General features: G+C 50.9%; 24 protein-coding genes and 1 tRNA gene. 12 read left to right on the plus strand and 13 right to left on the minus strand.

The annotated features are described in order from the left end of the window. A partial coding sequence (locus BN3003_RS19335) for an IS3 family transposase (RefSeq protein ID WP_147645419.1) occupies positions 1 to 126 on the plus strand: 126 nt, incomplete at its 5' end. A gap of 45 nt (positions 127 to 171) precedes the next feature. On the opposite strand, the gene BN3003_RS11280 is transcribed toward BN3003_RS19335, so the two are convergent. The 4 genes from BN3003_RS11280 to BN3003_RS11295 form a co-directional block, all read right to left on the minus strand. Next, positions 172 to 762, minus strand: a complete 591-nt coding sequence (locus BN3003_RS11280; RefSeq protein ID WP_199822581.1) for a serine acetyltransferase — start codon at positions 760 to 762, stop codon at positions 172 to 174. A gap of 51 nt (positions 763 to 813) precedes the next feature. Beyond that, entirely contained in the window at positions 814 to 2769 is a 1956-nt protein-coding gene (locus BN3003_RS11285) for an acyltransferase family protein (RefSeq protein ID WP_058356753.1), read from the minus strand. A gap of 173 nt (positions 2770 to 2942) precedes the next feature. Next, positions 2943 to 3488, minus strand: coding sequence for an ankyrin repeat domain-containing protein (locus BN3003_RS11290; RefSeq protein ID WP_199822582.1), 546 nt, complete (start codon positions 3486 to 3488; stop codon positions 2943 to 2945). A 124-nt stretch (positions 3489 to 3612) separates the two neighbouring features. Beyond that, on the minus strand, positions 3613 to 4110 hold the full coding sequence (locus BN3003_RS11295; protein ID WP_058356755.1) for an HPP family protein: 498 nt from the start codon (positions 4108 to 4110) through the stop codon (positions 3613 to 3615). 154 nt (positions 4111 to 4264) lie between these two features. Here BN3003_RS11295 and BN3003_RS11300 point away from each other — a divergent pair, with 154 nt between their 5' ends. From BN3003_RS11300 to BN3003_RS11310, 3 genes are all read left to right on the plus strand, one after another. Then, positions 4265 to 4822 carry a TetR/AcrR family transcriptional regulator gene (locus BN3003_RS11300; protein WP_058356756.1) on the plus strand — a complete coding sequence of 186 codons (558 nt, stop codon included), beginning with the start codon at positions 4265 to 4267 and terminating at the stop codon, positions 4820 to 4822. After that, the gene (gene hisD, locus BN3003_RS11305) at positions 4819 to 6111 is read left to right on the plus strand and encodes a histidinol dehydrogenase (protein WP_058356757.1); all 1293 of its coding nucleotides are present in this window, start codon (positions 4819 to 4821) and stop codon (positions 6109 to 6111) included. The genes BN3003_RS11300 and hisD overlap by 4 nt, the downstream gene beginning before the upstream one ends. A 143-nt stretch (positions 6112 to 6254) precedes the next feature. Beyond that, complete coding sequence (locus BN3003_RS11310; protein WP_058356758.1) at positions 6255 to 7781, plus strand: P-loop ATPase, Sll1717 family; 1527 nt, start codon at positions 6255 to 6257, stop codon at positions 7779 to 7781. A gap of 52 nt (positions 7782 to 7833) precedes the next feature. Here BN3003_RS11310 and BN3003_RS11315 read toward each other — a convergent pair whose 3' ends face one another. Together BN3003_RS11315 and ycaC are read right to left on the minus strand one after the other, a co-directional pair. Next, on the minus strand, positions 7834 to 8511 hold the full coding sequence (locus BN3003_RS11315; protein ID WP_058356759.1) for a YoaK family protein: 678 nt from the start codon (positions 8509 to 8511) through the stop codon (positions 7834 to 7836). 114 nt (positions 8512 to 8625) lie between these two features. Continuing rightward, a complete protein-coding gene (ycaC, locus tag BN3003_RS11320; protein WP_058356760.1) occupies positions 8626 to 9249 on the minus strand; it encodes an isochorismate family cysteine hydrolase YcaC in 624 nt (207 codons plus the stop codon). Between the two features lie 152 nt (positions 9250 to 9401). On the opposite strand from ycaC, the gene BN3003_RS11325 reads away from it, so the two are divergent. After that, positions 9402 to 10316 carry a LysR substrate-binding domain-containing protein gene (locus BN3003_RS11325; RefSeq protein ID WP_058356761.1) on the plus strand — a complete coding sequence of 305 codons (915 nt, stop codon included), beginning with the start codon at positions 9402 to 9404 and terminating at the stop codon, positions 10314 to 10316. Between the two features lie 41 nt (positions 10317 to 10357). Here the strand turns inward: BN3003_RS11325 and BN3003_RS11330 are convergent, their stop codons facing one another. The 4 genes from BN3003_RS11330 to BN3003_RS11345 form a co-directional block, all read right to left on the minus strand. Beyond that, entirely contained in the window at positions 10358 to 10834 is a 477-nt protein-coding gene (locus BN3003_RS11330) for a hypothetical protein (protein WP_058356762.1), read from the minus strand. A gap of 2 nt (positions 10835 to 10836) precedes the next feature. Continuing rightward, positions 10837 to 11313 (minus strand): methyltransferase family protein, encoded by a 477-nt coding sequence (locus tag BN3003_RS11335; RefSeq protein ID WP_058356763.1) that lies wholly within the window; start codon positions 11311 to 11313, stop codon positions 10837 to 10839. Between the two features lie 93 nt (positions 11314 to 11406). Continuing rightward, positions 11407 to 11868, minus strand: coding sequence for an Mpo1 family 2-hydroxy fatty acid dioxygenase (locus BN3003_RS11340; RefSeq protein ID WP_058356764.1), 462 nt, complete (start codon positions 11866 to 11868; stop codon positions 11407 to 11409). A gap of 85 nt (positions 11869 to 11953) precedes the next feature. Next, on the minus strand, positions 11954 to 12751 hold the full coding sequence (locus tag BN3003_RS11345) for a thioesterase family protein (RefSeq protein ID WP_058356765.1): 798 nt from the start codon (positions 12749 to 12751) through the stop codon (positions 11954 to 11956). 225 nt (positions 12752 to 12976) lie between these two features. On the opposite strand from BN3003_RS11345, the gene BN3003_RS11350 reads away from it, so the two are divergent. After that, positions 12977 to 14263: an NAD(P)/FAD-dependent oxidoreductase gene (locus tag BN3003_RS11350; protein ID WP_058356766.1), complete on the plus strand. Its 1287-nt coding sequence runs from the start codon at positions 12977 to 12979 to the stop codon at positions 14261 to 14263. 87 nt (positions 14264 to 14350) lie between these two features. Here BN3003_RS11350 and BN3003_RS11355 read toward each other — a convergent pair whose 3' ends face one another. Next, on the minus strand, positions 14351 to 15349 hold the full coding sequence (locus BN3003_RS11355) for an ABC transporter substrate-binding protein (RefSeq protein ID WP_058356767.1): 999 nt from the start codon (positions 15347 to 15349) through the stop codon (positions 14351 to 14353). Between the two features lie 150 nt (positions 15350 to 15499). Here BN3003_RS11355 and BN3003_RS11360 point away from each other — a divergent pair, with 150 nt between their 5' ends. After that, positions 15500 to 17146 (plus strand): FAD-binding protein, encoded by a 1647-nt coding sequence (locus BN3003_RS11360; RefSeq protein ID WP_058356768.1) that lies wholly within the window; start codon positions 15500 to 15502, stop codon positions 17144 to 17146. A gap of 260 nt (positions 17147 to 17406) precedes the next feature. Here the strand turns inward: BN3003_RS11360 and BN3003_RS11365 are convergent, their stop codons facing one another. Together BN3003_RS11365 and BN3003_RS11370 are read right to left on the minus strand one after the other, a co-directional pair. After that, on the minus strand, positions 17407 to 17928 hold the full coding sequence (locus BN3003_RS11365; protein ID WP_058356769.1) for a hypothetical protein: 522 nt from the start codon (positions 17926 to 17928) through the stop codon (positions 17407 to 17409). A gap of 29 nt (positions 17929 to 17957) precedes the next feature. Continuing rightward, positions 17958 to 18033: transfer RNA gene (locus tag BN3003_RS11370), tRNA-Arg, on the minus strand. Positions 18034 to 18268: 235 nt separating this feature from the next. Between BN3003_RS11370 and BN3003_RS11375 the strand changes: the two genes are divergently transcribed. The 5 genes from BN3003_RS11375 (at position 18269) to BN3003_RS11395 (ending at position 24679) form a co-directional block, all read left to right on the plus strand. Then, positions 18269 to 18814: a c-type cytochrome gene (locus BN3003_RS11375; RefSeq protein ID WP_058356770.1), complete on the plus strand. Its 546-nt coding sequence runs from the start codon at positions 18269 to 18271 to the stop codon at positions 18812 to 18814. A gap of 71 nt (positions 18815 to 18885) precedes the next feature. After that, positions 18886 to 19971, plus strand: a complete 1086-nt coding sequence (locus BN3003_RS11380) for an anhydro-N-acetylmuramic acid kinase (RefSeq protein WP_058356771.1) — start codon at positions 18886 to 18888, stop codon at positions 19969 to 19971. 21 nt (positions 19972 to 19992) lie between these two features. Continuing rightward, on the plus strand, positions 19993 to 22416 hold the full coding sequence (locus BN3003_RS11385) for a DNA translocase FtsK (protein WP_058356772.1): 2424 nt from the start codon (positions 19993 to 19995) through the stop codon (positions 22414 to 22416). Next, positions 22416 to 23432, plus strand: a complete 1017-nt coding sequence (gene hemH, locus BN3003_RS11390; RefSeq protein WP_058356773.1) for a ferrochelatase — start codon at positions 22416 to 22418, stop codon at positions 23430 to 23432. The genes BN3003_RS11385 and hemH overlap by 1 nt, the downstream gene beginning before the upstream one ends. A gap of 77 nt (positions 23433 to 23509) precedes the next feature. After that, on the plus strand, positions 23510 to 24679 hold the full coding sequence (locus tag BN3003_RS11395) for a phosphoglycerate kinase (RefSeq protein WP_058356774.1): 1170 nt from the start codon (positions 23510 to 23512) through the stop codon (positions 24677 to 24679). Positions 24680 to 24882 lie beyond the last annotated feature (203 nt).

Here is a 24882-nt window from a genome sequence, read left to right on the forward strand (position 1 = left end):
AGTGTCAAACAAGAAATCACGCAATTTATTCATTATTACAATTTTAAACGGCCACATACAGCCAACAATGGAATGAGCCCATTGGAGTATGAAAATTCTCAGATAAAAGTGTCCTGCGCGGCTTGACCACTACAACCTGCTTGATTAAAGAGCGGTAATTGATGGGATTTTTCATAGGCTGATGGTGGTTTCGCGTTTGTTATACACCTTACAATTATCGGGAATGTCTTTATTGATGAAAGTCATGGCACCGATGGTGACATTGTTACCAATGTGAATGTCATCGCCGATGATGCAGCTGTTGGCACCGATGTCCACATTGTCACCAATATACACCCCCCCTTGTTGCTGCAAGTTTTTTACGCCTATGGTGACGTTTTGCTTGATGTGCAAATTTTCACCGATGACGCTGCGCTGTGAAATCACGATGCCCACATAATGGCTCACCCGCAAACCCGCACCGATGCGAGCGCCCAATTTGATGTCCAAGCCATAACGCGCCCGCAGTTTCTCATTGATGCGCAATGCGCGTTTGCGTGCACGCTCGTTGCCACAGTGGTACCAGAAACTGGCCAAACGCCACCAAAAATAAAAGCGCCGTTCCGGAAAATGGCGGTACGCGCGCCACACCCTGCGCCATGCAAACGGTTTATCGGATTTCATCACTTCACGCTGCAAACACAGGTGTAAATGTTGTTTTAATTCAGCCAAGTCTGGATTCATGCTGTTCATTTTCTGTTTAAACGGCTGCCACACACGCATGCACGGTGGCGCTCCAATATACCAATGCTGCGGCTATCTGTGTACAGCTTGTCACGGTTTGGCAAACATGGTGCGGAACAAAGGCAATAATTGTTCGGCACCGTACACACTCAAATGGTCATCATCATAATAATACGGTCGACCACGGGCATCGCTGCTGGCGCACACTTGTTGATGACACAGTATCGGTGCGGGATCGAGCAATTTTACCCCACATTGCTGTTGCGCCTGCGCCATGCTGTGCAAAATACGCTGTTGCCGTTGTTGGTACTCACGGGTAGGCAATTGCACTTGCGCATCCAAACCTAGCCAACTGCGTTTTAACACATATTTGGGCACATCTACCGTCATTTCTGGGATGGGTTTTAACATGTAGACCGGTCGATAGCGCGCCAACTCACAAGCGGTGCGCACCACCGCCGCGTCCATCTCATGGTAAAACGCTGGTGTGCGCTGTGCATATGGCTGCTGACCAAAATACACTTCCGGGGCCTGCTCTTGCCCCTGCAAATCCCATTCACTCGGGCCTTCTATGTAATTGCTGTAACGCGCCACCAACAAAATGGGCACGTTGCGCGGCATGGTTTTTTGCAACTCGAAATACTTATTCAAATGTTGCGCACAGCGGCTCTTCACGTCGGTGCTGTGTAAACCCAATAACGGTGGACAACCGGCCATGGTCCAATCAGACACATGGTATTGTTTGCTTGGTAAAGCCTGTTCGGTAGCCCGTATCACCGCTTGGGCATGGCTGTCGCCCATCACAATCAAACCCAAAGTTTCACCGCCGTATTGGCAGCCAGCGGCGTCTTTGCGGTCATTGCCTTGACATTCGTCTTCACGTGGATTGCTGTTGCCTATGCTGGCATGCACCATTTGCAAATACGGACTCAAGCGGCCTGTAAAACCATCATTTTGTCTGACCACCCATGCACCCACATACACCACCAACACCATAGACAGTAATACCGCGACCGATTTGCGCGCAGAATATTTGGACAAACCTTGACGCACCGGCTGTTCTACCCCATAAAACGATGCCGTACCCAAGAGCAACGTCAACAATAAGCCAGCTGCTATGGCCCACAAATCGCGGCTAACACCATAATAATGCAGCCCCACCCAAATCGGCCAATGCCACAAATACAGCGAATAAGACACGCTGCCGCACCATTGCAACCATGTTTGTTGCAACAAGCGGTTTTCACGCTGCGCCGCCATCACCATCAGCGTCGCCACTACGGGCAATAGCGCCCAAAAACTGGGCCAAGCCAAAGTACTGTTATAAGTAAATACGGTAAGGGTCAATAACAGCAAACCGATGTATTGCAATGCTGGGCGCCATTTGGAGGGCACGCCGGCTTGCAGCGTGTAAGTGTATAACAAGCCACCACTCACCAATTCCCATGCTCGGGTGGGCAACATGAAAAAAGCGTACTCAGGATAGCTGCGGCTCAATATGAGATTGCACGTAAACGATGCCAAACCCAATACAATTAACACCGCATTCAAGCCACGAAGCGTGGGTTTACACCGCCATGCTGCCCACAATACCAGTGGATAGAGCAGATAAAATTGCCACTCCACCGACAAAGACCAGGTGTGCAATACCCATTTTTCATTGGCATGGGCCGCAAAATAGCCCGATTCTTGGTAAAACGTGTTATTGGAAACAAACAACATCGCCTTATACACATGCTTGGCCAACATCACATAGTCTTGCGGCACCGGCACCAACAATGCCCCCATGGCGAGCAAAAACACGCACAACACCCACAGCGCCGGCACAATGCGCCGCGCTCGTGCCAGATAAAAAGTCACGAATGAGAAACGCTGTTGCTGTAGTGCCTGCACCACAATCGCGGTCATCAAATAACCTGAGATGACAAAAAACACATCCACACCGACAAAGCCGCCTTGGAATTTAAAAATTCCAAAGTGGTAAGCGATGACTGCCAATACCGCAAATGCGCGCAGCGCATTAATGTCTGAACGAAATCCTTGCATATGCTTTATTTGATGCCTTCCCCTAATTTCGGCAGCATCATAGCACAGACCTACCCGCAGTCAGAAAACTGCCCCTTCATCAGCATCGAGCACAAACAAAAGGTCATGTTCACAAATCACATACAAAAGCGGCCTGTAAACATTTACAGGCCGCTTTGACATGGTTAATGGCTTTAAGACAATTCAAAAAAGTCTTTGTCATCCCCTGCCAAATACAATTCCAACCATGCCAAAGATTCGTTGGCGTTTAAGGCTTTGGCGCAGGCTATGGCGTCGTTACCGGCCGCATCTTTAAGCAAGATATTGGCACCACCGTCGCGCAATAAGATTTCCATGATGTCGGTGCGGTTGAACATGGCGGCAAACATCAATGGCGTGCGGCCATCTTCGCCGCGCACATCGACTTGAGCGCCGTGATTGAGCAGCAATTGGGTGATTTCCACATTGCCTTTAAACGCCGCACCCGACAATGGGCTTTGGCCGCGCTCATTCAAGATTTGCGCATCAGCACCGCGCTCCAACAATGCTTGCACGGCTTGAGGGTGTTCGTGGTAGCTGGCCAACATCAATAAGGTGTCGCCATTGTGATTGCGTAAATTAACCGGCAAACCTTGGTCTAGCCATTGTTTCAAAGCATCGGCATCTCCCTCGCGGGCAGCAGCAAACACTTTACTGGCAAATTCCAAGGCAGCATCGTCTAATTCAGGGGTTGTCATCATTGTCTCCATAATTTTGTTTATTTTAAACTATCATTCAAAGACATAGAATTAATATTAACAATGTAACTAAAGACCTGTATCCATGCGGCTTAGCGCGGGGTTGAAATAAGTTTTGGCTATGAATTTACCACCAATATTTGGGATAGCTTTGGCGGTTCATTTTGTGCACCACACAAGCTACCGCCACCAAAATCAGCGCCCCAAGCAAGACGGGAAACAGCAAAAACGACCATGAGCTGCCCATCACCATCACAATAATCGGATTGGCGCCTGCTGGCGGATGCGGCGTACGCGTCCACAACATCAACACAATCGCCAGCGCCACGGCCAAAGCCATGCTCACCGGAGTCACCCCGACAAAATGCGCCATCGCTATGCCTGTGGCGGCTGACAACACATGTCCGGCGATGACATTGCGCGGTTGCGCCAATGGTGAATCGGGCAAAGCAAACACAATTAAGCAGCTGGCGCCAAACGAAGCCATCAACCACGTCAACTGCGAGGCGGCCTGTAAATACAATAAAACCATAATTGCCAAGAAAGCTCCCAATCCTGCCACCAACATGCTGCGCACTGGCGGTCTCATGGGCGCAGAACTGCGCAAAAAACCAGAATTGACCATTTTTATCGCCTTTGTTAAATGTTTTCAAAATCATTGTTACAAAATTAACGGTATAATAAACCTCTAAAATATTTTTACACCGATTGGTATAAATTACACCATTCGGTAAAGTTTGTGCAAGCCTTTTTATACCTTCGTTTTTTACGAATTGAGCATGGATAAAAAACAAGCCATCATTGCCACCACCCAAGCCTATATGGCTGAACATGGATTTCATGCCGCAGGCGTGGAACAATTGGCCGCGGCCGCAGGCATTACCAAGCGCACGCTCTACAACCATTTCGGCAGCAAAGAAGCCTTGTTGTTGGAAACCATGCGTTATCGCGATGACACATGGATAGAAGCCATGCAAGGTTATTTACAGGCCGCCTTGCCTGAAAATGCCTTATTGGCCTATGTGGATTATTTGGTGGCATGGCTGCGCCAAGACGATTTTTACGGCTGTTACTTCATTAATGCTTGTGCCGAGTACGCCGATTTACAACACGAGATGCACCAACTTGCCGCAGCGCACAAAAAGCGTATATTTGATGCTCTGCATCAGCGCTTGCCTTACATCAGCGTGTTAAAACGTCCCGCGATAGACAGCGTGATGACGATGGGTGAAGGTTTGATTGTTACCCAACAAGTGAGTGGCAATGCCGCTGCAGCCATTACCGCCACCCGCTCAGTGGCACACCATTGGACTCAAAAACTACTGGATACCCCATGAAACAATTGAATTCTGCTGCCGCCGATTTCTGGCAACAGCTCAAAGATTTACAAGCATTTGAAACCGCGCAAGACCCGAAAATTGACCAAATCGTGGCCGACATTTGCCATGATGTGCAAACGCGTGGCGATGCTGCGGTGATTGAATACACCAACCGTTTCGATGGCATGAGTGCCACTTCCATGGCCGATTTGACCTTGAGCCAAGAAGCATTGAAAGCCGCGTTTGAACGCTTGCCTGAGCATGTACAGGCCGCTTTGACCACCGCTGCCAAGCGCATAGAAGACTACCATCAGCATCAAAAACAAACCTCGTGGCAATACACCGATGCCGATGGCACGGTATTGGGTCAACAAATCACCGCACTCGACCGCGTTGGCATTTACGTCCCCGGTGGCAAAGCCGCTTACCCAAGCTCGGTGATGATGAACGCCATGCCTGCGCACGTGGCCGGCGTCGAAGAAATCATCATGGTCGTGCCGACTCCCAAAGGCGAGCGCAACGACATCGTCTTGGCCGCCGCTTATGTCGCTGGCGTGACGCAAATCTTTACCGTCGGTGGCGCTCAAGCTGTGGCCGCCTTGGCTTACGGCACCGCCACCATCCCACAAGTGGACAAAATCACCGGCCCGGGTAACGCCTATGTCGCCGCCGCCAAACGCCGCGTTTTCGGCATCGTCGGCATAGACATGGTCGCAGGCCCGAGCGAAATCTTGGTCATCGCCGATGGCTCCACCCCAGCCGATTGGGTAGCGATGGACTTGTTCAGCCAAGCCGAACACGATGAAATCGCCCAATCCATCTTGATTTCCACTTCCGCCGTTTACGCCGCGCAAGTGCAAGAAGCGATGAGCCAACTCATCGACACCATGCCACGCAAAGACATCATCAATGCATCACTCGCCAACCGTGGCGCCGTGGTATTGGTCAAAGATTTGGATGAAGCCTGCGAAGTGGCCAATTACTTGGCACCTGAGCATTTGGAATTGTCAGTGGAAAACGCACAAGACTGGGCACCGAAAATCCGCCACGCCGGCGCGATTTTCATGGGCGCTTACACCAGCGAAAGCTTGGGCGACTATTGCGCCGGCCCCAACCACGTGTTGCCCACCAGCCGCACCGCCCGCTTCGCCTCGCCACTGGGCGTCTACGACTTCCAAAAACGCTCTAGCCTGATACAAGTCTCCCAACAAGGCGCGCAACCATTGGGCGAAATCGCCAGCATTCTCGCCCACGGCGAAGGCCTCACCGCCCACGCACGTGCGGCTGAGTTGCGTTTGGATAAGTAAGCATCGCCTGCTCAAGCTTTAAATACTGAAAGCGGCCTGTAAATCGTTTACAGGCCGCTTTTATATAGTTAAGTTACATCTCAAATACTAATTTATTTGTTATGATAAATAACTATTCAATAAGGGAAAATAGAGGGGTAAGGATGGGAAGTTTCATAGTAAATAAGAGTTTCGCATTAAAACTATCAGATATTGAATTTGTATATAATGATGGTACAAATGAAGCACTTTATGTGAAAGACTTCACCAATTTGTTTGTGAATCACGGCGACCTTTATAATAAAGTATTACTACCCTCTAACTTCATCATTCTCGGTAGAAAAGGCTCTGGCAAAACTTTACTAGCTGAGTATCTAAAAGCTAAATTTGCAGAAGAACCAAGTTTAAATCATTGCCAAATAAAATCTCTGAATGAATTAGAAAACAATGAATTAATACAATTTAGAACTGGCGATACTGCTCCAAATGAATATAAATCAATTTGGCAATGGTTTGTTTTGTTAGATATAGCTCAAACGATTATGGAAGATGAATCTTCACTAGATTTTGATTCAAAATTGTCTCTAAAAAAATTTTTTGAAACTAACAAAATAAAATTACCTGTTGAGCCAAGTAAAATTAGTTTGATTGAGCGAACTAAACAAAGTAAATTTAATATTTCTACAATAATTCCAATTATAGGTACAGTATCTTACGAAAGAAACTCTCAAAGGGAACCTGACAATTCAGACAATTCTTTAAGTTATTTGCAGCTACTTCCTTTAATTAAGGAACTCATAATCAATACGTTGTTGACTTCTCATAGACAATATCTTTTGATATTTGATGAACTTGATGACCGTTTCCAAAATAATGAAAATTATCGGAACTCAATAATCAGTCTTATTAAGGTAGCCAGCGAACTGAATAAAGAATTCTATGCAAAAAACATTAATTTCAAAATAATAATTTTACTCAGAACAGATATTTACAATTTGTTAAATGACCGTGATTTTAATAAAATCACTCAAAATTCTATAGTCAAGATTGATTGGGGAGATGATTCACATCAAAACTCGCCGTTAATGAAATTAGTAACTCATAAAGCTTCACAATCACATAGTCTCTTAAATAACGCGTCACATGAATATATAGTAAAAAGGCTATTCCCTGAACAAGTAAAACATCTAGATGCCTCAAAATATTTACTTAGCCGGACTTTTTTACGACCTAGAGATATCATCACTTTTTTGGATATTATCAAAAAAAACTATTCTGATGCTTCTCATTTTTCAAAATTCCAAATACTCGATTGTGAGTTCGAATATTCTGAGTATTTATGCCAAGAAGTTAAAAATGAAATGTGCGGTTACATCTCAGATGAGCAAATAAATCAATATTTAGAGTTGATTCGCAATTTCAACAAACATGATTTCTACTTTGATGATATAGAAACTTACTTTAATGAAAATAAAGATGAATACCCACTAATAATAAGCTTAGTTGATACATTAAAATTTCTATTTAATTTCAATGTGATTGGTCAAAAGTGGTTTAATGAGGGGAGAAGACGGGATTATTATGACTGGAAATACATGAGAAATAATACAAGAATATTCGATGCACATAACCAAAAATATAAAAAAATAGTTGTGCATCTTGGACTGAATCAATCTTTATTGAATTTATAAGATGCATAAGCGGCCTGTAAATATTTATAGGCCGCTTTATGCATCTTCACCCTCACGCTTTCTTATACCTCTCGCGTATTGCATATGCCAAGCCCATCAGCGCCACCGGCACGATGAAGATAAGCCATAAGGCATAGTGGTAGACCAAGGCGGCGATGGCGCAGCCTAGGGCGAAGCCGAGCATATTGGGGAAGTTGTTTTTGATGCGGGTTTTGATGGAGGTTTTGTCGACGTTGCCATTGCCGGCGAGACTGTCGGCGAGGTCTAGCATCAATTGGGTGGTCGAGCCTGTCATCACAGTGGTCGGCGATTCTTTGGCCCAATGCATGCGGTGCATGGCGTTTTGGATGGCCATGGCGGCGACCAATAACATGCCCACAATAAAGCTGGGCCAAGTGTCGGTGGCAGGAAACGGCAGATAGATTAGGGACAACACTGCGGCCACGGCAAACAAGGCCAACATGCTCAACAGTAAAAAGCGGTAAGACCGTTTATTGGCACGTTCAAAGCGGCTATGGAGCAAACGCGTGAGCAACACCACCGCACAAAACATCGGCAGCGCAGCCAATTTCGCCCATGCGCCAGCATGGTTGGTGCTGACCAAAGCGGCGCCGAGGGTGACGAAATTGCCGGTCACATGCGCGGCGAACAAGCCATGGATGGCCAAGAAGCTGGCGGTATCGACATAGCCGGCGTTAAAACTCAAGACTTTGCTTAAATTCAGTTGCATCGTGTACTCCCATGGCGGCCAACGCTGAGATGACAATAGAGCGATTATTTCCATAAATCAGCGGCCTGTAAACGCCTTATGTTCGCTTACAGGCCACTTAAAGCGATGACAGACTTATTTGGCGGTTAAAGTCGCATAAGAGTTCATCAAATTGCGGTAATCAGGGATGTGATTGGAGAACAGCGTGCCCAAGCCTTCGATGTCATTGCGCCAGTCGCGGTGCAACTCACACGCCGCGCCAAACCAGGTCATTAATTGCGCGCCAGCCGCTTCCATGCGCGACCATGCGGCATCGCGGGTCATGGCGTTGAACGTGCCAGAGGCATCGGTAATCACAAACACTTCAAAGCCTTCTTCAATGGCAGACAGCACTGGAAAAGCCACGCACACTTCGGTCACCACGCCGGCCACAATCAATTGCTTCTTGCCCGTGGCTTTAATGGCATTCACAAAATCTTCGTTATCCCAAGCATTGATTTGACCCGGGCGGGCGATGTAAGGCGCGTCTGGAAACTGTGCTTTCAATTCTGGCACCAACGGGCCGTTTGGGCCTTGTTCAAAACTGGTGGTCAAGATGGTTGGCAATTGAAAATACGTTGCCATATCGGCCAAGGCCAACACATTGTTTTTGAATTTGTCTGGGTCGATGTCGCGCACCAAGGACAATAAACCGGTCTGATGGTCTACCAATAACACCACCGCATCGTCTTTGTTCAAACGCACATAAGGTTTGCTCATTTCACACTCCTAAAATTGGTTTCATGGATGGCACATCCGCACTGCTTTGCATGGCACTCAAGCCACACTCACGGCGTTTTTGATGTGCAGTCATCGTATAATATGCAACAATTACTGAGTAGATAGTTAAATTCAAACGCATTGTTCTAAATATGAAACAATCACACGACCTCAATCAAATGCAGGCTTTTGCACTGGTGGTACACCACCAAGGCTTTTCGGCCGCCAGCCGCGCCTTGGGGGTGCCCAAATCCCGCCTCAGTCGCCAAGTGGCGCAACTGGAAGCGGCTTTGGGCGTGCGCTTAATTCAGCGCAGCACGCGCCATTTCTACCTCACCGAAGTGGGGCAACGCTATTTTGAACACTGTCAGGCGATGTTGATAGAGGCCGAGGCGGCGCAATATGTGGTGGACGAGGTTTACAACCAGCCATGCGGCACGCTGCGCATCAGTTGTCCTTTGTTGCTGTTGCACATGCATGTGGGCAAGGTATTGGTGGATTTTATGCAGCAATACCCTGCCATCAAAGTAGAATTGGAAGCGAGCAACCGCCGCGTCGATGTGATGGCCGAGGGTTTTGACATCGCCATCCGCGCCCGCAACCATTTGGAATCGTCAGACTTGGTGGCCAAAGTGTTTTCCAACCGCAATCAGGTATTGGTGGCACAAACCGAATGGCTCACACAGCAAGTGCCGATACAAACACCGCAAGACTTGGCCAGTTTGCCAGCATTGGGTTTGGGCAGACCGAATGAAAACATGGTGTGGGACATGCACCACGCAGTGCACGGTAAAGCTTCGGTTCCCTACCAGCCAAGATTGATAACCACCGACATGCCAACCTTATTACAGGCCGCTTTGGCCGGCATGGGCGTGGTGCAATTGCCGCATTTATTGGTGGCAGAGGCTTTGCAGCAACAGCAATTGTGTGTGGTGTTGCCAGAATGGCAGTTTACCGCCGACATCATCCACGCCATTTATCCTAGCCGCCGTGGACAATTACCGGCCATACGCGCTTTTTTGCAGCATTTAGACCAGTTTTACCGCGAGTTAACCGATGAGTGGTGATGAATGATAATGAAGCTGCAGCCATCTTGTGCGGAAAAAGCTTACAGCGAGGTCTTGAACCACACCGCCCACAACATGCCTACGCCACCGAGCATAAACAGCGCTTGGTAGACGACAATGATACGGTGTTGGTATTGAATTAAGGCACGCAGCGGTTGGCGGTGCAGATTGGCTGCATTGTGTGTTTGGTGAAACGCCACGATTTTGTTCACCATTTGTGTGGCAAATGCCGCGGCAAAATTCAGCGTAAACACGACTAACAGCGTGATGTACCCTTTGATGAACAGTGTAAACGCCGCTTGCAGCCACAGCGGTGGGGTTTGCGGCCGCACCAGATTCGACCAGTCAAGCAAACTCAAACCGGTGGCCAATACGCCCAGCAACAGATGCAAAATGAGCACCATGCCAAAATGCTTGGCTACAGTCACAAACGGCTGCCGCAAGACCACGCGGTAGCAATATACCCACATCGCCGCCACCGATACCAGCCACAAGACGGTATTGAGCGCGGTTTCCATGTTTAAGCGGCGCGACTGCCAAACCAACGATTAACTTGCTGGCAATACTGCTGAAACGGCGCGCCGAATTTTTGCGCCAACATGCGCTCTTCCGGCTGAATTTGAAAGCGGTTGATGTAAGCATAAAAAGCCACACACCACAGCAAATTCAAAGGCTGGCGCCAATACAATACCGCCACCGCCACCAAACACAGCAACATGCCCAAATACATCGGATTGCGGCTGAACGCGTACACGCCGCGCGTGACCACTTGCTGCGTGTGCTCAGGGTGAAACGGGTGCACCGTGGTGTCGACGCGCACAAATTCATACACGCCAGCCATGGCGATGACCACGCCTTGCAACAATACCAGCGCTGCCAACACATCCAGCCACACACAGTCTGCGGCCACAGGCCAGACATCGCGGCACCACCATGCCAAGGCCAACATGATGAACGCCACCAGCGGCGGCGGCAGTTTCAATTCCAAAGCTTGCATCGCGTTCCCTCATTCAAATAAGCGGCCTGTAAGTTTTACAGGCCGCATGGATACCATAATAAGCCGCTGTCGAAATAACCAATACCATGTTTTTTACAAAGCTATGCCGAGTTTGCGGTACACAAACGCCATCAACCACGCCGGCCCTATCAACAAAAACTGCAAGTCTTGAAAAAACGACGGCTTCTTGCCTTCGATTTTGTGACCGATAAACTGCCCTATCCACGCCAGCACAAACACCACGATGGAAAACCACAGCAGACCACTGCGCCCCAGCCACCACAGCAAAGCCTCATTGCCCAGCCACACCAACGCCGCCCACAGCACAAAGCCAAGCGCCAAAGGTTTCGACAAGGCGAAATAATAGCCCAAGGCCGCCAGCAACAATAAAGCCGCCCAACTGAAATGGCCAAAGGCTTCGGGTTGCGGCAAACAGCGCACCAAGCCGTAAACGACAAAAAAGATGGCGGGCACGCACAGCCAATGGATGCGTTTGTTCAGCGGATGGCGGTGGCTGTCACCATAAGCATCCAGCCATTGTTGTATGCTGCGCATGGCTCACTCCTGTGAGTGGGAAAACAGAAAACACATGACAAAAGCGTCCTGTAAGCAGTTTACAGGACGCTTTTTAAAATACAAGTTACGCCATTGGGCGCAAGGTCAGAATTTGCTCACTGCGACCAAACACACCCACTTCGTCGTGCAATACCGAGCTGGTCAAACCGATGCCGTCGCTGCCATATTGTTGGCACGTGTCCAAACCCAGCCATTGGCCTTGTGGCAAACGCAGCAAATCGATGTGCAAATCCAAATTCGGAAATGCCCACTCGCCCGGTGTGGCGCGCGGCACGATGCCATTGGCAGTATCAACCATGCCCATTAAGTGCACAAAACTGGAAGTGGCCTGACCTTCGACCATGTCCAAATCATTGTTCATCCACACCACCCCGCGGCCAGCGCGACGCGCGGCATCGGTTTTGAACTGCATGGACTCAATAAAGCCACCTGCCCACTGCTTCATGCCCGTCCAATCTTCCATCTTGGCCGGCTGGGCAATGGCGCGGTCTTCCACGCCGGCGATGGCGCTGGTATCGCTGATTTGCATGCGCCAAGCGCGCGCAACGATGCAAGCGCGGCCGTTTGAAGCCATGGTCGCTTCGATCAATTCTATGGTTTTGCCTGGACGCAAGACTTTGGTGGTGATGGTGAACGGCTGCAAAGGAATCAAACCCAAGATGTCCAAGCCCACACGGCCTATGCGCAAATCGCTGCGCGGTTGAAATGCTTCCAATTCCGCACACAGCACACCTGTTGCTGGTGCCATGTGTTGCTCGTGCGCGTTCCATGCGCCTTGCGCCGGCAACAAGGGTTCATAATGCGCCACGCTCACGCCTGATTCATCAATGTCGCGGCTGATGAAACGGTAATATGCTGCCATGCTCACTCCTTCATCTGAGGTTGGGTGTCCCACAGCAAGTCTGGCTTGTTGCGGTTTATCGCTGATGATACTAACACCGATAAGCGGCCCAATTCAAATTTATGAACAATGATTCATCAATCTTCTGCGTGCTTTCTGTGCAGCGCAAAACGCGCAGAAGGTGTTTTTATTCAGCATCTTCTATACACTGTTGCCACATGACAACACCATAGCAAGGCGATGCCCATGTTTGTTTCTTCGGTTAAGCACATCGATTCGTATTATGCCAGCAGCGGCACATGGCCAGAATTTCCGGCATTACAAGACGCACTCAATTGCGAAATATTAATCATCGGCGCAGGTTTCAGCGGTTTGCACACGGCATTGAAACTGGCCGAAGCCGGAGTACACAATGTGGCAGTGATCGAAGCCAGTCGCATCGGTTGGGCCGCTTCAGGGCGCAACGGCGGTCAAGCGATATTGGGCTGGTCGTCCGATATGGGACCTTTGGAACACGATTTGGGCTATGGCGACGCCTTGGCCTTGTGGCAAGACATGGAATGGGCAGCGCAAGAAATACAAGAGATTCCCAAGCGCCATGGCTTTGACATCGATTATCGCAGCGGCCATTTGTGGTGTTCGGTACAGGCCAAAAAAGTCGCCGGTTTGCAGCATTGGGTGGAAGAAGCGCAAAACCGCTGGCATTACGAAGGCTTGCGCTTCATTCCCAAAGCCGAATTGCCACAGTGGATTGCTTCTGAGCGCTATCAAGCGGCGGTACTCGACCAAAACGGCGGCCATTTACACCCGCTAAAACTGTGTTACGGCATCGCCACCACACTGCAAGCACAAGGCGTGCGCTTGTTTGAGCAAACACGGGCGCTGCGCTACCAACGCGTGCACGACCACATCGAGGTTGAAACCGCCCACGGCCGCATCACCTGCCGCCAATTGGTGTTGGCTTGCAATGCCTACATCGACCAATTGGAGCCTAAATTAAACAAGAAAATGTTGCCTGTTGGCTGTTTTCAAGTGGCGACCGAAGTATTGGACGAAGCGCGTTTACAGGCCGCCTTGCCACACAACTCCTGCGTCACCGACAACCAATTCATCTTGGATTACTTCCGCCGCAGCGCCGACAATCGCTTGCTGTTTGGCGGCGGCTGTACCTATATGGGTGGCATGCCCAAAGACATCCATGCGTTTATGCAGCCTTTGTTAACGCGCGTGTTCCCGCAATTTGCCGATGTCAAAATCGAATATGCTTGGGGCGGCCACCTCGATTGCAGTGTGCGCCGCACCCCCGATGTGGGCATGGATGGCAATGTGTATTGGCTGCACGGCTATTCCGGCCACGGCGTGTTGCCAACTTTGGCAGCGGCGCGGGCGGTGGCGGACGCCTTGCAAGGCCAGACCGAACGCATACAGCGCTACCAAAACATCAATAACCCCAATTTCTGGGGCAATGAAACCTTGGCCGCACCGATAGAAGCCTTGAGCAAAATGTACTTCCGTTTGCGCGACCGTTTTTAAACCGATATTGCACGCCATACACAGTGGTTTTATGCACAAAAAAGCGGCCTGTAAACGTTTACAGGCCGCTTTTTTCATCGATTCAAACTACTCACTTTTGATTTGCCAATCTTGTATCGCAAAGTCTTTGCTGATGATTTTTTGGCTGAGTAAAAATTGCTTGGTGCCTTCCAACAGCTTCAAGCCTTGCGCCGGAAAGGTTTCGGCATTAAAGCTTTCCATCGGAAACGAGGCGCGGATAATCGGCTCTTTGTATTGCGTGTGCTTTAAATAATACGCGTAATAAGCGTCGGGCTGTTGGCGCAAATCCTTGGCCGCGGCGCTGCGAACTTGGTCAAACACCTTGAAAAACTGCGGATGTTCGCTTAAAAACGCATTGCGTGCCACGATGACGCTATTGCCCTGCAAACCGTGCTTGCTGGCCAAATCAACGGTATTGAAATTCAGGCTTTGCAATTGCGGTCCCAATTGTATCGGCGCAGCAAAAGCGGCGATATCGCCATTGCTCAAAGCCGCTTGCGCATCGCGTGGCAACAGGAATTTCAGCTTCACATCTTTAAGCAAGCCTTGCTCGATTAAGCCGCTGACATAGCGGTGCATGTACGAGCCATTCGGTACGCCGATGTTTTTACCGTGCAAATCCGCCAATTGTTTGATTTCAGGCCGCCCCATCAACCACGCCTCATTGGCCACGCTGTTAAAGCCGATGAGGGTGCTGCCGCCGCGATTGGCTTCGCCTGTTAAGGCCGGTGTATCGCCAAAAATACCGACATCGAGTTTGTTGCTGAGCAAGGCCTCATTCAAATCGGGGCCGTTGGGAAACACATATTCCTTCACCTCGGCAAAACCCAACGGTTGTACCGCCGTTTGCAGCGTGCCTTGGTGCAAGGCCCAACCAACAGCGCCGCCGGCGGTTTCGCTTGGGCCGATATAGCCTATGCGCAATACTTGCTTGGCCTCGCCAGTTGGCGCCGCCGTGTTTGCCGTTTTGCCGGCGGCGCTGGGTTGGCATGCGCTCAACACCATTGCTGCCATTACTCCCAACCATATTTGCCATTTGCGGCCTGTCTGTTGCAAACCCACCATGTCACTGCCCCTGATTTAATAACTTTTTCATCTTAAGATGTTTTTTATGCAATTAAAAAGATATTTAGATTATATCAATATGCAAAATGATTCTTTGTAATCGCCAATTTATGCTCTTTACAATATAAGAAAACTTCAAGGCAGAAACTCATGTGGCGTTCATTTGAAAACCCAGCGGTGCACAAACAAGCAAGCGATGCGGTGTTACAGGCCGATGTATTGGTGATAGGTGGCAGCATTGCCGGCTGCTGGGCCGCCTTGGTGGCCAAGCAAAACGGCGCCAAGCGCGTGGTGGTGTGTGAAAAAGGCATCGTTGGCCAAGCCGGCGTGGTGGCACAGGCCAGCGGCAGCGCCGCCTACCTCATCCCCGGCGCCGATGACTACAATGAAAAACTCATCCACTCGCGCCACGCAGCGGCCGAAGACATGGACGACTTGGATTTTGTGCGCTATGTGTTTGGCGAAAGCTACCAAATCGCCTTGCAATTGCAGGCTTTGGGCTTTGAATCCGAGGTCGAACGTCCCGACATCAATGGCGTGCGCTCGAATTTGCTCGCGTTTGATGGCGCCAATGCCTTGGGTTTTTTCCGCCAATTGCTTCTGAGCTCAGGCGTGAGCATCCTCGATCACAGCCCCGCGTTGGAATTGTTACAAAACGAGCACGGCGACATCGTTGGCGCCAATGGCATCAATACGCAATTGCACCACACATGGACAGTCTTGGCCGGCGCCACCATCTTGGCCACCGGCGGCAATGCGTTTCGCTCCGGCGCCATGGGCACCCACAACACCACCGGCGACGGCCATTTGCTCGCCGCCGAGGCGGGCGCCACGTTTTCGGGCATGGAATTCAGCGGCCATTACGGCATTTCACCGCAAGGCAGCCACACCACCAAAGGCTTTTGGCTCAGCAGTGCCACGTTTTACGATGGCAACGGCCAAGAAATCCGCAGCAATGGCTGGGAATCGGTGCATTTGGTCGGCAAAGCGATATTGGAAACTGGCGGCGCGTATGCGTCTATGAACCGTGGCAATGCCAGCTTAAAGGTATTTGCTCAAGGCGTGCCCAGCATTTATGAGCATTTCCAGCGCGTGGGCATAGACCCGTTTACCGAAAAATTCCCGATTGAGCTGCGTTATGAAGGCCTAATCCGTTCGGTCGGCGGCATCGTCATCGACGACGAAGGCAATACCGGCGTCAACGGCTTGTTTGCAGTGGGCGATGTCACCGAGCGCTCAAAAATGACTGGTGCGGCGATGAGCGGCGCCGGCCCTGCGATTGCGTGGTGCTTGGTCTCGGCCAAAATCGCCGGCAAACACGCGGCAGCATGGGCATTGGAGCGGCCAGTCAACCCGCAACAAGCACTGCATGGCTTGGGCGGCGTCGGTTTGCGGCCACACAAGGCCAGCAAGCGTTTTCACGGCGCAGAGGTATTGCAAACGGTACAAACACACATCTTGCCCATAGAAAACACGGTGTTTCGCAGTCTGAATCAAGTACAGCAGTCGCTATCGACCTTAAACGCTTTGTGGCAAGAGCAGCAACAGCAATTAACGCCACAAAACTTGCCAGACGCACTGTTGGCACGCGAAGCGGCGGCGATGTTATTGGATGCGCGCATGATGCTCACCGCCGCCAGCCAGCGTTTGGAAACCCGCGGCCTGCACCGCTTGCGCGAACACCCACAAGCCGATGCGGCGCAAAAACAGCACATTTTGCTCAAGGGCTTGGACACGCTGCAATGGCGCAAAACCACAGCGCGCCCCACGGCCAAACGCTTGCTCGAAGTAAATTAGAGGATTAAAAGCAAGCAACTCGTAACATTATAAAAAGCGGCCTGTAAATGACTTATCGTGATTTACAGGCCGCTTGTGATGGACAGTAACGCTTTCTGTTTTTATTGATAACTTCTTTCACACCACCTGCAATAAATAAATATAAGTATCCATACACAGCGACAAACAAGGTTAGATACAGCTTACAGGCCGCATCAAACAAAATGGCTTTGATTTCTAGCCCATGATTTCTAGTCACAACACGCAGGCACAGACCACACTTATAAAGGCAGTTTTTTGGCCAAGGCGAGTTTGCTGGCCAAGTCTTGTTTGGCCTCCAAGCCACTGTTGCCCTCTATCAACCAACACGCGCGTTGGCCGTTGTGCACCATCACGCTGGGGCTGACTTTGGACTGTGGGTCTTGTTGGCGGTAGACCGAGATGGTGGCGCTGATGGCTTCGATGCGGCCGTCGCCCAAATCGACTTCATCGGCGCAGGCTTGCGGTGCTAAATCCATGTATTGCAGATACAGCTCGGCATTGGCTGGCGCGTGTTTGGGCTGGATGGCAATGCTCAAACCGTCGGCATCTTGTTGCCATGTCAATACTTTAAAACCCCATTGTTGCAAGGTTTGTGGGCTTAAGCTGGGGATGGTTGCGGTATTGGCGTTTACAGGCCGCTTGCTTAAGGGCTGCGGGGTGTGGCTGAGTGTTAGAGGGGGATTTTCGGCTTTGCTGTGCCAATGTAATCCGATGGCAACGGCAGCCAGTGCTGCGACAGAAATGCATGCTTTTTTGAACATAGGCAATCTTGATGCAGGAACAGAAAGAATGGCGCACCCGACAGGGATCGAACCTGTGACCTCCAGCTTCGGAAACTGACACTCTTCCAACTGAGCTACGGGTGCGTTAAAGGAGGCTAAGGTTACCTGAAAAGCTTTAATTTGGCAAAAATTTCCGCGCACTGTCTGCGTTTGCGGCAATTGTTTGCGTTAAATCAAACCTTGGCCAAGCAATGCGGCAAAAGCGGATTTCCTTTGATTTAACACCAAGTTTCCGCATAGGAATGGCCATATCGATTCAGTATAATGCCGCCAAGACTCATGAGTTGTACCAACCTTACATTGCGGACAAGGCTGAAGAATGAACAATCAAAAAAACCAGAATACTGGTTCTGTCGTAACCACCTTACTCGGGGCCATCGTTATTGTAGTTGCATTTGTGTTTTTGCTGGTGCGTTTGGCGACCTCTGGCTATTTTGCCGATGTGGAGGAAATGACAGGACATGCGGTGGAGACGCGCATTAAGCCACAAGGTGTGGTCACCATGGGAGATGGTGTTCCTGCAGGTCAGCGCACTGGCGAAGCGGTGTTTAACAAAGTGTGTATTCAATGCCATGCGGAAAACGCGGTGGTGGCCAATTCACCTAAAGTCAACCATCCTAGCGATTGGGCACCACGCATCGCCAAAGGCATGCCAGCCTTATTGCACTCGGCCATCAATGGTTTCAATGCCATGCCCAAACGTGGCGGCAATCCTGATTTGACCGATGATGAATTGGAACGCGCCATTGCTTACATGGCCAACCATTCGGGTGGTAAATTCACTGAGCCACCAATCGTAGCGGCTTCTGATGCGCAAGCTGCCAGTGCGCCAGCCACGGCCAGTGCTGCCTCAGCCGCCCAATAGACTCAAGTTGTAGTATGATAAACGCGCCTCAATATTGGCGCGTTTTTTATTGATTAAAAGAAGAAGAATCCATGACTTATTATATCGGTTTGATGTCGGGCACCAGCTTAGATGGTGTCGATGCGGTGTTAATCGACATGCAAGGCGCCCAATGGCAAGGCGCATTGGCACACAGCTACCTGCCCTATCCCGAAGACATCAAAACCGCAGTCTTGGCCTTGCAACAACATGGGCATGACGAATTGCACCAAGCGGCTTTATTGGCACAGCGTTTGAGCCGCTTGTATGCGCAAACCGTGTTGCAATTGTTGGCAGCACAAGGCTTACAGGCCGCTGACATTGCCGCCATAGGCTGCCATGGTCAAACCATACGCCATGCGCCCGAATTGGGTTACAGCTTGCAATTGGCCGATTGGTCTTTACTGGCCGAATTAACCGGTATTGATGTGGTTGGCGATTTTCGCAGCCGCGATTTGGCCGCAGGTGGTCAAGGCGCACCATTGGTGCCAGCGTTTCACGCTGCCTTGTTTGCCCATCCGGAAGAAACGCGGGTATTGGCCAATATCGGTGGCATCTCCAACATCAGCGTGTTGCGCCCGCATGAGGCGATTTTGGGCTTTGATACCGGCCCTGGCAATATGTTGATGGACGCGTGGATGCAGACCCATTTTGGTCAGCCTTACGATGCCGACAGCCGCATCGCCCAGCAAGGACAGGTGTTGCCTGATTTGCTGCAAGCGCTGCTGAACCACCCGTATTTTCGCATGTCCGCGCCCAAATCCACCGGCCGTGATTTGTTCTCTTTGAGCTGGTTAAATACTTATTTAAGCGGCATCGAAGCACCGCAAGATGTGCTGCGCACCTTGTTGGAATTAACGGCAGTGAGTTTAAGCACAGAAATTGCTGTATTTGCGCCGAAAGCTGTGTATGTGTGCGGCGGCGGTGTGTACAATCCCTTGCTATTAGAGCGTTTACCTGCATTATTGCCACGCAGCACATGGCACAGCACCACCGCCCTCAACCTAGACCCACAATGGGTCGAAGCTGCCGCTTTTGCATGGTTGGCAGCGCAACGCTTGCTTGGACTGCCTAGCAACGCCCCCGCCGCCACTGGCGCCAAAGGGCCGCGCGTGTTGGGTGCCATTTACCAAGCTTGATTACCCTAATGATGTAAGTGTATGAAGAAAAAAGACAACCGCAAACCCACACTGACCCCTCCAAAACGGGGCGTGGTCAGCAATTCCAAACTGTCGAAACAGCCGGACATCGGCTTTCGTGTTTTCAGCGCCTTCAACGACACCATTTGGTTGGTGATGCTCATCGTCACCGGTTTTTTTGCTGCCGCCTTGATCAGTTTCGACATGAACGACCCCGCTTTCACCCGCAGCACCGATGGCGCCCACGCCAATAATATGGCCGGCATGGTCGGCGCGTATGTGGCCGACATTGCCTATTATTTGTGCGGCTTGTCGGTGTGGTGGGTGGTCATTGAAGCGGCGATTTTGCTGTTTCGTGCCTTTCAGCCCTTGCTAATCGCCAAAAAAATCGACACCAATCACCGCTTGGGCATGGGTGCTTTGGGCACGGTCATCATGATTGCCGGCAGTGGCTTATTGGAAAACTGGTTAGGCCACGATTATTTGCAAGACGCTTTGCCCTTGGGCGCCGGCGGCTTGTGGGGACAAACCATCGTACCCTTATTGGAATACGGCGTTGGCCGCTCCAGCGGCGTCATCATCAGCATGTTGTTGATGTTGATGGGCTTGTCGATGATGTTGCAAATGACGTGGTTGGAATTGGTGGAAAAAGTCGGCAACCGCGCGCAGTGGTTGTGGTTTCACCTGATTAAGCGCCCGAGCCAATTGATGCGTGAATTGCCCAAACCACGCAAATTCCGCCAAACCATGGCCACGGTAGAAGACATTACCGCCACGCCAGTGGACACGCCCACAGGCGCCAGCAGCAACCGCAAAATCGCCACACCATCTGCCAACGCCGCCAGCGCAGCAACAGCAGTGGAGCACGCGCCCACTGTCGCGCCACCGAGTAAGCCGGCGATTCCGGTGCAAACGTCGTTGTTTGACGATGAAACTGCGCCCAAAACCGCCAACAATCAGCCCGTGCGCACCGATTTGCCGCACCTAGAATTGTTACAGGCCGCTACTGCACAGGTTTCAACCATGAAGCCAGAGCAATTGCAAGAAACCGCGCAATTGATTGAAACCAAGCTGGCCGAATTTGGCGTGACCGTACAAGTGGTCAGCGCCACTACTGGCCCAGTGATTACCCGTTATGAAATCGAGCCGGCCACCGGTGTCAAAGGCAGCCAAATTGTCAATTTGGCCAAAGACTTGGCGCGTGCCTTGTCTTTGCAAAGCGTGCGTGTGGTCGAAACCATCGCCGGTAAAAACACCATGGGCATAGAGTTGCCGAATGACCAGCGCCAAGACGTGGCCTTCCGCGAATTGTTACAGGCCAATGTGTTTGAATCTGCCAAATCCAAACTGACGCTCGCCATGGGCAAAGACATTGCCGGTGTGCCGGTGGTGGCCGATTTGGGCAAAATGCCGCACGTATTGGTGGCCGGTACCACTGGCTCGGGCAAATCGGTGGCAATCAATACCATGATTTTGTCCATGCTGTACAAAGCCACCGCCGAAGAAGTGCGCCTGATTATGGTCGACCCGAAAATGCTGGAATTGTCGGTGTATGAAGGCATTCCACATCTGTTGGCACCGGTGGTGACCGACATGAAACAAGCTGGCAATGCACTCAATTGGTGCGTGGCCGAGATGGAGCGCCGTTACCGCTTGCTCGCCCATGTCGGCGTGCGCCAATTGGCCGGTTATAACGACAAAATACAGGCCGCTCGTGACAGCGATAAGCCGATATTCAACCCGTTCAGCCTCACACCGGACGAGCCTGAAGCCTTGGAAAAACTGCCACACATCGTGGTCATCATTGATGAATTGGCCGACTTGATGATGGTAGAAGGCAAAAAAGTCGAACAGCAAATCGCGCGCTTGGCACAAAAAGCCCGCGCCGCTGGCATCCATTTGATTTTGGCCACACAGCGTCCGTCTGTCGATGTGATTACCGGTTTGATTAAGGCCAATATCCCTACCCGCATTGCGTTTCAGGTGTCGAGCAAAATTGATTCACGCACCATCTTAGACCAAGGCGGTGCGGAAAACCTGCTCGGCAAAGGCGATATGTTGTTCTTGCCACCGGGCACGGCCGAGCCGACGCGTTTGCACGGCGCGTTTGTGCGCGATGAAGACGTGCACCAAGTGGTGGAATTCCTCAAAGCACAAGCGCCGGCGCAATACATCGAAGGCTTGTTGTCCGGCGAAGCTGGCTTGGATTTGGAAGCCAGTGAAGGCGCGGCCGGCGGCGCGGAAAAACACGATGAATTGTTCGACCAAGCGGTGGAATTCATCTTAAACAGCCGCAAAACCTCAATTTCATCGTTGCAACGCCACCTGCGCATAGGCTATAACCGCTCGGCCAATTTGATGGAAGAATTGGAACGCGCCGGCATCGTCTCTGCCCCTGAATTGGGTGGCAGCCGCCAAATTTTAGCCAAGCGAGCAGCCGAGTAATGAGCATATACCTACAAGAACCACAGCGCCGCCTGACAGACAAAGTCGGCGTGTTATTGATGAATTTGGGCACGCCACAGTCGTGCGATACCGCCGACGTGCGTGCGTATTTAAAAGAATTTCTGTCCGACCAACGCGTGGTGGAATTGCCCAAAGCGCTGTGGCAACCGATATTGCGCGGCGCGATTTTGCCGCGCCGTCCCAAGGCCAGCGCCGCCAATTACCGCAAAGTGTGGACGGAACAAGGCTCGCCGTTGGCGGTGATTTTGGCGGCACAAACCCAAGCGGTACGCGAGTATTTCCAACACTTGGGCAAAGAAGTCATCGTCGATTTCGCCATGACGTATGGCCAGCCCAGCATCGCCAGCCAAATCGAAGCCTTCAAACAACAAGGCGTGGGGCGTTTGTTGGTCTTGCCGCTGTACCCGCAATATTCCAGCTCGGCCACTGCCGCCGCGCTCGACAAGCTGTATGCCGATTTGCAAAATCAGCGCAATACCCCGTCTTTGCGTGTGTTAAGCCGCTATGGCAACCGCAGCGGCTACATCAGCGCCATGTCACACCATTTGCGCACGCAAGCACCGAACTTACAGCATTACGACAAAATCATGTTCAGCTACCACGGCATTCCGCAATTGCACGTCGACGCCGGCGATCCGTATTTGGACGAGTGCTTGGAAACCTCGCAACTTTTGGCCGAACATGTGGGTTTACAGGCCGACCATTACATCACGGCGTTTCAAAGCCGCTTTGGCAAGGCCAAATGGATAGGCCCATCGACGCAAGACTTGTTGCAATCCTTGCCACAACAAGGTGTGCGCAAGCTGGCGGTGTTTTGCCCCGGCTTCAGCGCCGACTGCTTGGAAACCTTGGAAGAAATTGCCATCAGTGGGCAAGAATTGTTTGTCGCCGCCGGTGGCGAGCAATTTGATTACATCCCGTGTTTGAATACCGAAGTGGTGTGGACTGAGGCTTTGTGCTTGATGGTGGCGCAGGAATTATCAGGCTGGATTTAAAACAAGGACTTGGCGAAAACCAATGCTCTATAGGATAATTCAGCTTTTATACCTTATCAGTCTCAGAAATCAGAACAATGAACTATTCCAACCTCAAAGACATCGACGTAGCCGGTAAAACCGTCCTCATCCGCGTTGACATGAACGTGCCATTGAACGATGGTGTGATTACCGACGACACCCGCATCCGCGCTTCCTTGCCCAGCATTGAATACTGTTTAGAACGCGGCGCCGGTGTGATTTTGATGGTGCATTTGGGTCGCCCTAAAGAAGGCGTGTTGAAACCTGAAGACAATGTGTTGCCAATTGCCAAACGCTTGAGCGAATTGCTCGATCAAAACATCGAAATCGCCGACAACTGGCGCGATGTCAAACCCACTCCGAAAGCCGGCCAAGTGGTGATGTTGCAAAACGTGCGCGTGAACGTGGGCGAGAAGAAAAATGACCCTGAATTGGGCCAAGCTTACGCCGCTTTGTGCGATGTGTTTGTGTTTGACGCCTTTGGTGCTGCGCACCGCGCCCAAGCCTCTACTCATGCGGTGGCACAATTTGCCCCTGTAGCGTGTGCAGGTTTGCTGTTGTCGGCCGAATTGGACGCTTTAAGCCAAGCGACCGAACACCCTAAACCACCAGTAGTCGCCATCGTTGGCGGCAGCAAGGTTTCTACCAAACTGACCATTTTGGAAAGCCTGAGCCAAAAAGTAGACCAATTAATCGTCGGTGGCGGCATCGCCAATACCTTCTTGATGGCCAAAGGCCACAATGTCGGCAAATCCTTGGTGGAAGCCGACTTGGTCGATGAAGCCAAAAAAATCATCGCCGCCATTGAAGCCAAAGGCGGCTCAGTGCCTTTGCCTACCGATGTGGTGGTGGCCACTTCATTCAGTACCGATGCACAAGCCATCATCAAAGACATCAGCGAAGTTGGCGACGACGACATGATTTTGGACATCGGCCCAGATTCACAACAAGTATTGGCTGGCATCATCCAAGGTGCGGGCACAGTAGTATGGAATGGCCCAGTCGGTGTGTTTGAATTTGACCAATTCGCAGCGGGCAGCAAAGCCTTGGCCGAAGCCATTGCCCACAGCGATGCATTCTCAATTGCTGGCGGTGGCGACACCTTGGCAGCAATTGCCAAATTCGGCGTGACCGACCAAATCAGCTACATCTCAACTGGTGGCGGCGCCTTCTTGGAATTCTTAGAAGGCAAAGAATTACCTGCGGTAGCTGTATTGCAAAAATAAGCTTTTATACATCCAAGCGGCCTGTAAATGCTTACAGGCCGCTTTTTTAATGGTCCCTGTCGTGTATAGCAAACACCTCACTGATAATGAGCAAGCGCCATTTGCTGCATGGCATCGCTTGAAGCCCCCAAACCATGTACAAGCGGCCTGTAAACGTCTACAGGCCGCTGTTTAATGTTTCTAAAACGATAGCCACCACCGCA

The organism is Vitreoscilla massiliensis, assembly GCF_001457815.1.
Taxonomy (GTDB): Bacteria; Pseudomonadota; Gammaproteobacteria; order Burkholderiales; family Neisseriaceae; genus Vitreoscilla; species Vitreoscilla massiliensis.